At 41.7% G+C, this 13,749-nt stretch carries 8 protein-coding genes; 7 read left to right on the top strand and 1 reads right to left on the bottom strand.

All coding sequences use genetic code 11. The features are described 5' to 3' along the window. Window positions 1-166: 166 nt before the first annotated feature. The 5 genes from GSY63_RS16385 (at window position 167) to GSY63_RS16365 (ending at window position 8,218) form a co-directional block, all read left to right on the top strand. On the top strand, window positions 167-979 hold the full coding sequence (locus GSY63_RS16385; RefSeq protein WP_166586881.1) for an MlaE family ABC transporter permease: 813 nt from the start codon (window positions 167-169) through the stop codon (window positions 977-979). A gap of 1 nt (window position 980) precedes the next feature. After that, entirely contained in the window at window positions 981-1,754 is a 774-nt protein-coding gene (locus tag GSY63_RS16380) for an ABC transporter ATP-binding protein (RefSeq protein WP_166586880.1), read from the top strand. Continuing rightward, window positions 1,755-2,774, top strand: a complete 1,020-nt coding sequence (locus tag GSY63_RS16375; RefSeq protein ID WP_166586879.1) for an MlaD family protein — start codon at window positions 1,755-1,757, stop codon at window positions 2,772-2,774. Window positions 2,775-3,516: 742 nt separating this feature from the next. After that, window positions 3,517-6,777 (top strand): SusC/RagA family TonB-linked outer membrane protein, encoded by a 3,261-nt coding sequence (locus tag GSY63_RS16370; RefSeq protein ID WP_166586878.1) that lies wholly within the window; start codon window positions 3,517-3,519, stop codon window positions 6,775-6,777. 13 nt (window positions 6,778-6,790) lie between these two features. Continuing rightward, complete coding sequence (locus tag GSY63_RS16365; protein WP_166586877.1) at window positions 6,791-8,218, top strand: SusD/RagB family nutrient-binding outer membrane lipoprotein; 1,428 nt, start codon at window positions 6,791-6,793, stop codon at window positions 8,216-8,218. Window positions 8,219-8,421: 203 nt separating this feature from the next. Here the strand turns inward: GSY63_RS16365 and GSY63_RS16360 are convergent, their stop codons facing one another. Continuing rightward, window positions 8,422-9,672, bottom strand: a complete 1,251-nt coding sequence (locus GSY63_RS16360; RefSeq protein WP_166586876.1) for a DUF2130 domain-containing protein — start codon at window positions 9,670-9,672, stop codon at window positions 8,422-8,424. A 291-nt stretch (window positions 9,673-9,963) separates the two neighbouring features. Between GSY63_RS16360 and GSY63_RS16355 the strand changes: the two genes are divergently transcribed. Continuing rightward, entirely contained in the window at window positions 9,964-11,715 is a 1,752-nt protein-coding gene (locus GSY63_RS16355; protein ID WP_166586875.1) for an ABC transporter ATP-binding protein, read from the top strand. Between the two features lie 18 nt (window positions 11,716-11,733). Then, window positions 11,734-13,494 (top strand): ABC transporter ATP-binding protein, encoded by a 1,761-nt coding sequence (locus GSY63_RS16350; RefSeq protein WP_166586874.1) that lies wholly within the window; start codon window positions 11,734-11,736, stop codon window positions 13,492-13,494. Window positions 13,495-13,749: the final 255 nt, after the last annotated feature.

Below are 13,749 nucleotides of genomic sequence, written 5' to 3'. Positions count from 1 at the left end.
TTTGGCATTATTTTACAAATTGGTAATTAAAACTTAGTATTAATAGTATTAGGTTTGTCGATATTAATGTAAAAACTGCTTAATTTACACTTAACCATCAAACAACAATCGCTTAGTGTTTGTAAGTACACATGGTTAACATCAACCGAAAAGCACTATATAATTAATGGATATACCAGATAGTACAGCAGAAGAAGTACCGGTTAAAGAAAGGCACAAATTATTAAAAAGCCTAAGCCAGGCATTTGTGGACTTATATAATGTAGTTCGCTTTATTTTGCGTTTTTTTAAAGAAGCGTTTATCCCACCTTATGAGGGCAAAGAACTTTTAAGGCAATGTTACGAAGTTGGCGTGCGCTCGCTTGCGCTGATTACACTAACCGGCTTTATTGTGGGTTTAATATTTACCAAACAGTCAAGGCCGTCGCTTTCGGAGTTTGGGGCAACATCATGGCTGCCATCATTGGTATCTATAGCTATCATGCGCGCGCTTGCTCCTTTAGTAACAGCACTTATTACAGCAGGCCGGGTTGGATCGAGTATTGGCGCCGAACTGGGATCTATGCGGGTAACCGAGCAGATAGACGCTATGGAGGTATCGGGCACTAACCCTTTTAAATACCTGGTATGTATTCGTGTGTTAGCTACAACCATTACAGTACCAATCTTATCCACTTACGCTGCCTTTGTAGCTATTATGGGTGGCTTTTTAAACGTACATCAAAATGAAGGAACGAGTTACAGCACCTTTATTACGCAAGTTTTTGAACCGTTGACCTTTTTGGATTTCGAAGCGTCGCTTATTAAATCCATCGTCTTTGGCTTTACCATAGGTATAGTTGGTAGTTATAAAGGATATAACTCATCGCGCGGTACCGAAGGTGTGGGTAAGGCAGCAAACTCGGCAGTGGTAACGGCCATGTTTTTGGTGTTTATAGAAGAAATTGTTATTGTACAAATTGTGGGGTGGTTTAGATAATATGGCAAAACCAAATACAAATATCGACTACCAGCAAACGGTTATCAGCATCAGAGACCTTAAAAAGTCGTTTGATACCAACCATGTGCTTCGTGGAGTAGATCTTGATCTTTACCAGGGCGAAAACCTGGTGGTGCTTGGCCGTTCGGGAACGGGTAAATCGGTATTAATTAAAATTATATCAGGTTTGCTTACCGCAGATAGCGGCGAAGTAATGGTATTGGGGAAGAATATGAACAACCTCGACAGGCACGACCTGCGCGAGCTACGTATTAAAGTAGGTTTTTCATTTCAGAACAGCGCCCTTTATGACAGTATGACTGTGCGTAAGAACATTGAGTTTCCGTTGGTACGTAATAGTCCAAAACTTACCCGTGGCGAAATTGACAAACAGGTAGCGGAGGTATTGGATAATGTTGGCCTGTTGCAAACCATTAACCAGATGCCATCGGAACTATCAGGGGGACAGCGCAAACGTATAGGTATTGCACGTACCTTAATATTAAAACCCGATATTGTATTATATGATGAGCCGACTGCCGGCCTCGACCCTATAACATGTATAGAAATTAACGAACTGATAAACGAAGTGCAGCAGCTTTATCATGCTTCGGCTATTATAATAACGCATGATCTTACCTGCGCCAAAACAACCGGCGACCGTATTGTAATGTTGCTCGACGGCAAGTTTGAGCGCCAGGGTAGTTTTGAAGAGGTATTTGATACAAATGATGAACGGGTAAAAGCATTTTACGATTATAACTTTACACAATAAATGGATAACGCAGACAACAGAAAGGCCGTTTGGGTGGGCATATTTATAGCCGTAGGCCTTGTTATATTTATTATTGGCGTGTTTACTTTCGGCAACTCGCGCAAGAGTTTCAGCGATGGCATACACATCAGTGCTGTTTTTAACGATGTGAATGGACTGATGAAGGGTAACAACATCTGGTTTTCGGGTGTGCGGGTTGGTACTATCAAATCCATCACATTTACGGGCATATCGCAGGTATATGTAACCATGAACATTGATAAAAATGCCCAGCAGTACATTCACCGTAACGCTGGTGTAAGGGTAAGCTCGGAAGGATTTATCGGCAATAAGATTATAGTGATTGATGGTGGCAGCCCCAATGCCCCCGTTGTTGAAGATGGCGACAGGCTAAAGGCCGAAGCACAAATGTCGACAGACGACATTATGAAGACTTTACAGCAAAACAACACCAACCTACTGGCTATTACTACCGACTTCAAAGCGTTAAGCCGTAATTTGGTGGCAGGCAAAGGTTTGGTTGGCCAATTACTAACAGACTCTGTATTATCACTACGCTTTAAATCTGTAGTAGAAAACCTGAACCGCACCACCGCAAGCACCGCCCGCATGGCCGATCAATTAAATCAGTATGGCATTAAGTTGAACAGCAAAGATGGGTTGGCTACTAAGTTTGCTACCGACACTACCGTTTTCAAGCAATTTCAACGTGCGGTTAATCAATTACAGCAAACCACCAAAACAGCCAGTGATTTTGCCGACAATCTTAACAAGGCAAGTAATAAGCTAAATACCACCGATAATGCCATTGGAGTTTTACTAAACGATCCCAAAGCGGCAGTAAAAGTTCAAAACACCATCGAACAATTGCAACAAAGCTCCGTAAAACTCAACGATGACCTCGAAGCTGCCCAACACAACTTCTTTTTGAAAGGATTTTTCAAGAAAAAACAAAAAGAGCAGGAAAAAATAGAGAAACAAAGGCAAGATTCGATAGAAAACAGCAATAAAATCAAATAATTGGCACTTTTAGTATAAAATATAGCACTTTTAACTATCTATTATTGCATTGTTAATAAAAAATGAGTATCATTGTTGCCATTAACTAACTAAACTATTACAGCAACTCAGCCATTAATAAAAGAATTATTTATCCCTATCTAAATTAAACTATTGATCGAGTTGTGATTAAAGAAGCCTCCCCCAAACAGGGAGGCTTTCTTTTTTAAATTAGTTTTATTGGGATTAAAAATATCGATTGCCCACCACCGATTACTGCATAATAAGAGTTAACCAAGCTATCGCCACATTTGAAGCTTCCCGTAAATTGAAAATTAAGTTCAGCCTTAATATTTTATCATATTAAGAGTCAAAAACTCAGCTTTCTGATGAAAACCCGTTAAAAAAATCGAAAGTTTTTTAAAATCCAGGCAGAACATCACGATTTTACACCATTATAAGGGGCACTTTGTTATAAAATTTGCAAAATAACAAGACTTTGTTTGAAATTTGAACATTCAATATTCTGACTTATTCGTCATATTTTGAAAATATTCGACATATTTATTTCTCAAAAAAATAATTTCAAATAATCGTTTCAAATCGCTGACTATCAAATAAATATAATTCAAATAACATATGTTTAAACCTAGGTTAACACAAAATGCATTTTCCACATAATGAAGAATGGGGTTGCTTTTATCGTTTATGGGTCATAAATTCAGCTTTTTATTAACTAACTAACTGACTTTATAGAAACAACATGAAAAGACATTTACTCTTTTTATTGTGCCTTCTTGTGTGCTTTGTAACACATGTTTCTGCACAAAACCGAACCGTGACAGGTACGGTAACGGCTAAAGAAGACGGTCTCCCAATCCCCGGAGTTACCGTTAAAGTAAAAGGTTCAAACATCGGAACCCAAACCAGCCCAGACGGTAAGTATTCACTTAACGTTCCGGCAAATGCAACGCTCGTTTTCTCGTTTATCGGTTATGCTCCATTAGAGTTAACTCCAGCGGGTAACGTAGCAAACGCAAAACTTGAGGTATCGTCAAAACAACTTGGAGAGGTTGTTGTAACCGGTGCATTAGGTTTAACCAGAACTCGTAACCAACAATCTTACGCTGCTCAGGTAGTAACAGGCGACGCCCTGTCTGCTACACGTAGCGCAAACATCTCATCTGAGTTGTCTGGTAAGGTTGCAGGTCTCGAAATTCGTCAATCAAGCAGCTTAGGCGGTTCTACAAACGTAGTTATCCGTGGTGCAAAATCAATTAACGGTAATAACCAAGCGTTATACGTTATTGATGGTGTTCCGTTTAGCAACGGTGGTATGAACAGTGCCTCAATTAACCAAAGCGGACAACGCAGTGGTGGAGGTGGTTACGACTTTGGTAGCCCTGCAAACGACATCAACCCTGATGACGTTGAGTCTGTAACTGTGTTAAAGGGTGCTGCTGCAACTGCTCTTTACGGTTCGCAAGGTGCTAACGGTGTAATTTTGATCACCACTAAAAAAGCTAAAAAAGGCTTTGGTATTACTATCAACACTGGTTTTGGTACAGGTGCAATCGACAAATCAACTTTCGCCAAATATCAAAAAGAATATGGTGGTGGTTATGGCGCTTACTATGAAGATGCAACCGGCCGCTTCCTGTATCGTGACCCAACAACTTTTGCTCCTTTAGATGCTAGCACACCAGGTGGTGTTTTAGTTGATCCATTAAGTGAGGATGCTTCATACGGTGCTAAATTCGATCCAAACTTAAAAGTTTACCAATGGGATGCTTTCACTCCATCTTCTCCAAACTACAATAAAGCAACTCCATGGGTAGCAGCGGCTAATGATCCTTCTAAATTCTTTACTCATCCGGTACAGAATAACCAAAGCATCTTCATTACCAATGCTACTGACGCTGGTACATTTAAATTAGGCTACACCCGCGATAACCAAACCGGTATTATGCCAAACAGTAATGTGTTGAAACAAAACGTAGATTTCTCAGGCACTTACAACATCAACAATAAGTTAACTACCGGTGCGAGCATTAGCTACATCAACACTGTAGGTTTAGGTCGTTACGGTACTGGTTACCAGTCTGACGATATTTTAAACTCATTCCGTCAGTGGTACCAGGTTAACAACGACATTTTGGAGTTAAAAGATCAGTATTTTGCTTCAGGCAAGAAAAATGCTACCTGGAACTTTGCAGATCCAACAGATTTAACCCCAATTTACTGGGATAACCCTTACTTTATCCGCTACCAAAACTACGAGAGCGATACTCGTAACCGTTATTTTGGTAACGTATTTGCCAACTACAAAGCTACAAGCTGGTTAAACTTCACAGGCCGCGTAACAGTTGATAACTGGAACCAAATCCAAGAAGAAAGACGTGCTGTTGGCACAATCGGTGTTTCTGGCTATACCAGAAGAAACCTTGGTTGGAATGAAACTAACTTCGATTTCATTGCAAACGTAGATAAAAACATTACACAGGATTTAAACTTTAAAGCGGTTTTAGGTACCAACGTTCGTAAACAACGTTACCAAACTATCTCTGCTGCTACTAACGGTGGTTTAGTTGTACCAGGTATCTACGCATTATCTAACTCTGCAAACACTCCACTTGCACCAAGCGAGGTTGACCAACGCAGAGAAGTTGACGGTATTTACGGTGAGGCTACCTTTACCTGGAAAAACCTGATCAACTTAGACGGAACATTACGTCGCGACGTATCATCAACTTTGCCTAATGGCAGCAATGCTTATTACTACCCTTCAGTTGCCGGTGGTTTCATTTTCTCTAATTTATTGAAACAATATAGCTGGTTAACTTACGGTAAATTACGTGCCAACTATGCAGAAGTAGGTAACGATGCATCAGCATATAGCTTGCAAGATACTTATAACTTAGGTACACCATTCGGTTCTGTTCCTCAAACAACAGTATCAACTACTAAAAACACTCCTATTCTTAAACCAGAGCGTACACGCAGTATTGAAGGTGGTTTAGAGTTACAATTCTTTAACAACCGTTTAGGTTTTGATGGTACTTATTATGTAACCAAAACTGTTGACCAGTTAATTGCTGTACCTACATCAACAGCAACCGGTTTCCAGTATGCTTACAGAAATGCTGGTACAGTACAAAACAAAGGTATCGAGGTAGCATTAACAGGTGTACCAATCAAAACACAAGATTTCTCTTGGACTATGAATGTTAACTACACCCGTAACAGAAACAAACTGACTGAAACTTACAACGATGCAACTGGTACGCCTGCTCAAAACTTAGTTTTAGCTACATACCAAGGTGGTGTTTCACTTAACGCTGCTTTAGGCGAGCCACTTGGAACTATCAGAGGATCTGACTTCGTTTACACTAACGGCCAAAAAACTGTTGGCGCTAACGGACGTTATTTAATGACCGGCCCTAACAACATTATTGGTAACTACAACCCAGATTGGATTGGTGGTATCGGCAACACATTCAAATACAAAAACTTAAGCTTAAGCTTCTTAGTTGATGTTAGAAAAGGTGGTGACGTATTCTCACTGGATATGTACTACGGTTTAGCAACAGGTTTATATCCTGAAACTGCTGGCTTAAACGACTTGGGCAACCCATCAAGAAACTCAATTGCTACCGGTGGTGGTATTATTATGCCAGGTGTTAAAGCTGATGGCAGCACTAACACTACCCGTGTAAGCAACGTAAACTATGGTTCTTACGGTTACGTTTACAACCCTAACGCAGCGTTTGTTTATGATGCAAGCTATGTTAAATTAAGAGAAGCATCTTTAGCTTATTCATTCCCACAAAGCTGGATCAGCAAATGGGGCCCTGTTAAAGGCGTAGACGTTTCATTAAACGGCCACAACCTGTGGATCATCCACAAAAACCTGCCTTATGCAGATCCTGAAGAAACTTTATCAGCAGGTAACTTGCAAGGCTACCAAAGTGGTTCTATCCCTACGGCCAGAACATTTTTACTTAATTTAAGAGTTAAATTCTAAGAAAATTAGAGGTATGAAAAAATTTATATATGCAGCACTGCCAGCTATCTTACTAACGTCGGCGTGCACAAAAGACCTTACGAGCATTAACACAAACCCTAAGAACCCTACCACGGTACCAGCCGCGGCAGAGTACACTAACGCGGAAAGAGTGCTTGTTAACACCGTGACCTCGTCTAACGTTAACTTGAATATCTTCAGGTTAGTTGAGCAACAATGGCAGGAAACGACTTATACTGATGAGTCTAACTACAACATTTCGTCAAGAACTATCCCTGACGGTATGTGGAACGCGTTTTACCGTGACGTATTGGAAAACCTTGAGCAAGCTAAAACATTAGGTGCTAAAGAAGGTACTGATGCAACAACTTTAAAAGTTAACAATGCACAGATTGATATATTAGAAGTATACTCATACTACTATTTATTAACCACCTTTGGTAACGTACCATATACTCAGGCCTTAAACCCTGATAACTTGTTCCCAGTTTATGATGACGCACTTACAACCTACAAAAGCTTGTTAACCCGCCTTGATGCAGATATCACTGCTTTAGGTTCTGGTAGCGGTAGCTTAGGTGCTGCTGATATCATCTACGGTGGCGATGCTGCTTCATGGAAAAAGTTCGCGGCTACGCTTAAACTTAAAATGGGTATTACCCTATCTGATGCTGACAATACTACTGCTAAAGCTGCTGTTGAATCTGCAGTTGCAACAGGTGTATTCACATCAAACGATGACAACGCAACATTTGGTTACTTGAGCGCGCCGCCAAATACCAACCCAATTTGGGTTGACCTGGTACAAAGCGGTCGTAAAGACTTTGTGGCTTGTACAACTTTGATCAACAATTTAAAAGCTAACGCAGATCCACGTATATCTCTGTACTTCACTACAGATGCTGCAGGCGGTTATAGTGGTGGTGCTCCAGGCGCAAGCTCTAACTACGCTACATTCTCAAAACCAGCTGTGGCTATCACAGCGCCTGATTTCCCAGGTGTGTTACTTGATTATGCTGAAACCGAGTTTACTTTAGCTGAAGCTGTAGAAAGAGGTTATAATGTTGGCGGTACTGCAGCTGGTCACTACAATAATGGTGTTACAGCATCAGTAGAAAAATGGGGTGGTACAGCTGCCCAGGCTGCAACTTACCTGGCGCAACCAGCCATTGCCTATGCTACCGCAGCAGGTACTTACAAACAAAAAATCGGCACACAAAAATGGATTGCATTATACAACCGTGGATGGGATGCCTGGATTGAACAACGCAGATTAGATTACCCTGCTTTGGTTGCACCGAGCACAGCATTATCTGTTTTCCCGGTACGTATTACTTACGCGGTACAGGAAGGAAATGTTAACGGCCCTAATGTGAAGGCGGCGGGTACAGCAATCGGAGGAAACTTGGTTTCGACCAAACTTTTCTTTGATAAGTTTTAACCGACCAAATCATTTCGTTCTTTATATCAGTTAATAGTTAACAGTAATGGGTTGCCCGGTTCGGGCAGCCCATTTTTTGTTGATGCCGAATTCCATCATATTTTTAATTCCCCATAAACAAAGCCCCTTGCATTTAAATGCAAGGGGCTTTGTTTATAAATATCAAAAACGTACTATGTAAAGCCTGCTTCGTAAAACCGTTATCAATCTATCATCATCACATCCTCATCATCTGTAAGGCTGAGTTGGATATTGTCGCTCCCGGCAATGCCTTCTATAGAACCTTTGATGTGGGCCGCACTTAATAGTACTTTTTCTAACTGTTTTTCACGGCTCTTCCACAATTTTTCCATGGCTTCGCGTTCTTTGAGGATAGACATACGCATGCTCATAAAGCCCTCGCGAATCGCTTTCCATTGTTCCGAAAACTCATTACTGGTAAGGAAATCGTAAAGCAGATGCATCTTATCACCTTTGTTCTCCTGCGACTTCATTAGTGCTGATGCTTTGATAACACCATCGCGCAGAATATAGGCTACCGGTTTCACTTCGTCGAAAGAGCAGATCCATACACCGTCTTTTTCGCCAAAACAGTCCATATCTTTTGGATAACACTGGGTTACAATTACGGCTACATCTGCGCCGGTGTTGCGCATATCTTTTTTAAGTTTTTCTATCCAGTCGCCGCCAAATTCTTTAGTGCGCTTGCTTTCGTATATAATGCGGCCGCACTCTTGCCCAAATTGGTTGCGCACGGTTTGGATACAGTCGGCTCCCCGAACACCTTTGCCCACCTCCCCTATCATATCGAATGGAAAATGACTGCGTAAAAGCTCCTCCAATACCAACTCCTGTGCCTCGCCCTGTAGTTGCATTGAGCCTTGTTCGGCTTTGCGTTTCATTTCTTCGGCCAGCTTCTTTTGAGCTTCTAATTGCATCTCCAACTCCTTCATACGCAACTGAGCCTCGGTATCTTTAAGGGCATGTTTATCCGCTTCCTGTTTACGGATCTGCTCGGCAAGGCCTTCACGTTGTTCCTGCAACTTGCGCTGTAGTTCCAATTGCATTTCTTCTTCCTTATGTTTTAAGGCTTGCTCTTTCTGCAAAAACTCAAGTTCTTTTTGGCGGCTTGCTTTTAGCTTCTCTTCGGTATCCTTTGCGTTGGTCTGCAACAATTGCAGTTGGTTTTCGAAGTCGGCAGCAATAGTGCGGCGCAGATTTTCTTCCAACATCAATTGCAACTGTTTCTTTTCTTCGGTTAAACGCTGATCGAATTTCAGTTGCTGCTCCTGTTGGCGTTGGTTAAACTCCAACTCTTTTTTACGGTAATCTTCTTCCTTTTGTCTCGTATATTCCTTCATTTTTACTTGAAGGTCTTTCTTATATTCCTCGGCTATCACTTCCTCAATCGGGAAGGGATGACCACAACTCGGACACTTAACTTCTGTTGCCATGATTAAAAACTATAAACTTTGGGGAGACTGATATAACAGGTTAAAGATAGTTGTTTTGTTAATATTTTTAGCAAAGTTACAATTGATGACACCTTTGTGAACGTAAAGGATTGCCTGGGTTTAGCCGCCTGCCGTATCTCCACTTTGTGAATAGTGAATAAGTATATCCTCATTTTCAATAAAATAATTACTACCGATACCGCTTCATATCTTATTTTTGAAAAGCGTAAAATCTTTTACCAGCCTAATCGTCTACTTTAATACATCAAATAGGTAATTAAACTAAGCACAATGCAAACCAATACCCCTAAACCCAAAAGCAAACCACCCGGTGTGTTCAGTCTGCTGAAACCCTATATGGGGCTGGTAGCTATGCTTTTGCTATTTGCCTTGTTAAGCAACGGCATCAACCTTTGGTTGCCCAAGATAATAGCCAGTGGTATTGACGATTATGGTAAACAACATTTTGTATTTGCCGACATCATTAAAAAGTTCGGGATAGCAGTGTTGCTTATCTTCATTTTCGGCTACCTGCAAACCATTATACAAACCTATGCCTCAGAACGCGTAGCGCGCGATCTGCGCAGGCGGCTTTCTGACAAGATATCGCGCCAAAGCCATGCATTTATTGAGCAGGCTAACCCCTCCAAACTGCTTACCAATTTAACCGCCGATGTAGATTCTATTAAGCTGTTTGTTTCGCAGGCATTAGTTTCGATCGTATCATCACTCTTTATTATTATAGGTGGTAGCATATTACTGTTAACCATCAACTGGAAACTCGGCCTTGCAGTAATTGCCATTATCCCCATTATTGGCGGCACGTTTTTTTATGTGCTGAAAAATGTGCGTGCGTTGTTTATAAAAAGCCGTGGCGTTATCGACCAGCTGAATAAGGTAATTAACGAAAGCATTCTGGGTTCGGCGCTCATTCGCGTAGTTAACTCGCAGCAACTGGAGTACAGCAAATTTATCGAGGCCAATACCCAGGCCAAAGATTACGGGCTAAGAATCTTAGGCTTCTTTGCAGGGCTAATACCTATTGTAACCTTTACAGCCAACATGGCGGCCCTAACTATTTTGGTAATGGGCGGGCATTTTGTGATTACCGGCAACATGACCTTGGGTAGTTTCGCAGCGTTTAACAGTTACTTGTCGCTCATCATCTTCCCTATTTTTGTTATAGGCTTTATGAGCAACCTGATAGCCCAGGCTACGGCGTCATTTCAACGGATCAATGTTGTTTTGACCGCAGCAGATTTGGCGGCAACCGGGGACCTTAAAGAAACGTTACGCGGCGATGTCGCGGTTAGCCATGTATCTGTAACCTACGGACAAAAGCCTGCCCTAAAAGATGTTTCATTTTCTGTGACCGCGGGTTCAAAAATTGCCATCATCGGCCCAACTGCTGCAGGTAAAACACAGTTGCTCTATTTGCTCACAGGATTACTTAATCCAACGGAGGGCACCATTTTATTTGATGGCAAGCCGATTGCGGCTTACGATAGCGAATCTTTCCATAGCCAGGTTGGGTTTGTGTTTCAGGATAGCATCATCTTTAATATGAGTATCAGGGAAAACATCGCCTTTAGTGACACCGTAACCGACGAATCATTAGAGAAAGCAATTGAGACAGCTGAACTAAAGGATTTTATAAATGGCCTTCCTGATGGTCTGAATACCGTTGTTTCTGAACGCGGATCGAGTCTTTCGGGTGGGCAAAAGCAACGTATTATGCTGGCAAGGGCTTTGGCGGTTAACCCAAAGATTTTGTTATTAGACGATTTTACGGCCCGTGTTGATAACAACACCGAGAAAAAAATCCTCACTAATATTCAGAAAAACTACCCGGGTTTAACGCTGATATCAGTTACTCAGAAAATAGCCTCTGTTGAACATTACAATCAAATTATTCTGTTGATGCAGGGTGAAATCGTAGCCAGCGGTTTGCACGACGACCTGATGAAAACAAGTCCCGATTATGTGCAGATCTTTAACTCGCAGCAAAGTACCAGCAATTACGAACAAGGTATTACCCACTAATTTACTGCTCTTACAATCATGAATTACGATCTTAACAAAATAAGCAAAGAGCAGCAAAAAACATCAACTTTTGCCGGGCTCAAAAAACTGCTTCAACTCATAGCTCACGAAAAACGGACGCTGATTATCGCGGTGTTCGCCATACTAATTAACTCAACCCTAAACTTATTGGGGCCCTTGGTTATTGGCCATACTATTGATGAGTATGTAACCAAGAAAGATTACAGCGGGGTTATCCATAACGCCATCATCCTGTTTTGTATGTACCTGGTGGCGTTGGGAACCAGCTTTTCGCAAACCAAACTAATGGGTGGCGTTGGGCAGCGTATGTTGTTTACCCTACGAAACTCGATCTTTAATAAACTGCAGCAATTGCCGGTCGGCTTCTTTAACCAAAACAAAGCCGGCGACCTGATATCGCGCGTGAATAACGATACTGATAAGCTCAACCAATTTTTCTCACAATCATTAATGCAGTTTATCGGCAACATCTCTATTATGATTGGCGCGGGTGTATTTTTAATGGTAATTAAACTCGAGCTCGGTGCGGCAACGTTGGTGCCGGCTATTGTGATCTTATTTCTGACCTTGGTATTATCCCCCTGGATAAAAAGAACCAACGCCCTCAACCTTAAAAGCGTTGGTGGCATGAGTGCCGAGATACAGGAAAGCCTTAACAATTTTAAGGTGATCATAGCCTTTAACCGTCGCGATTATTTCCGGAAGCGTTTTGATATAGCGAATACCCAGAATTACAAAACCGCCATTAGCGCAGGTTTAGCCAACAACGTTTTTGTGCCTATTTACGGCCTGTTTGCAAGCATTGCACAACTGATTGTGTTGACCTTTGGTATCTATCTGATCAGCATAGGCCAATTCTCTATCGGTTTATTGGTGAGTTACTTGTCTTATGCCAACAACTTTTATAACCCACTGAGACAACTAGCCGCCTTGTGGACCAATTTCCAGACCGCTATGGCAGGCTGGGATAGAATCTCGCAGATTCTTTCCCTCGAAACAGATTTGCCTTTGCTGGCAACCGGCATCACTGAACCATCGGCCGCGCTGTTAGAATTCAGAAATGTACACTTCGGGTATGACGAGAGCCGCGAGATACTGCACAACATTAGCTTTAAACTGGAGCAAGGTAAAACGTATGCATTGGTTGGCCCAACCGGTGGCGGCAAAACGACTACGGCGTCGTTGATTGCAAGGTTATATGACCCATCGAAAGGGATTGTATTGTTAGATGGCAAAGACATCCGCACTTATACGCCCGAAGAGCGCAGCCAAAAGATCGGCTTTATTTTACAAGAGCCTTTTCTGTTTACTGGTACTGTGAAAGACAATATCCTTTACGGTAACGAGCAGTATAAAGATTACACCAACGATCAATTGGAAAAAGTAATCCTCGATGCCAACCTGGGCAGTTTATTGGCCATTTTTGAAAACGGTCTGGAAACACCAGTATCTTCCGGAGGCGATAGCATCAGCCTGGGCCAAAAGCAGTTGATTGCCTTTATGCGCGCCGTATTGCGCAACCCTCAACTGTTGATTCTTGATGAAGCTACAGCAAACATTGACACCATTACAGAAAAGCTACTAAGCGACATATTAAATAACCTACCGGCTACCACCACACGTGTAATTATAGCACACCGTTTAAATACTATCGAAAATGCTGACGAGATCTTCTTTGTCAACTCAGGCGAAGTGATACCTGCAGGGTCGTTGGATCATGCGATGGACATGTTGTTGCAGGGGAAGAGGGCAAGTTAGTAGGCTGAATATGATAGGCGAAATATTTTTAAATGACGATGAGGACTGGCTGGGCAGGGTTATTCTTTTTTGTATAAGCGGTAAATGTATGTCGGGAAGAATAGACTCTTTTGATTGGGGCAATCAACGAGGAAAATTTATAATTAGCGTCAGCTTTATTGAACCATCTTACTTTGAAGACGTTTTAATAGTTGGGAACACATTTACGATACAGGAAGCGTCCAGAGTAATAGTTTCGGGCAAAATAAGACGAGC

The sequence above is a fragment of the Mucilaginibacter agri genome (assembly GCF_009928685.1).
Lineage (GTDB): Bacteria > Bacteroidota > Bacteroidia > Sphingobacteriales > Sphingobacteriaceae > Mucilaginibacter > Mucilaginibacter agri.
Note: the sequence above shows the minus strand (reverse complement) of the source record. Positions and strands in the feature narration are given on the sequence as shown.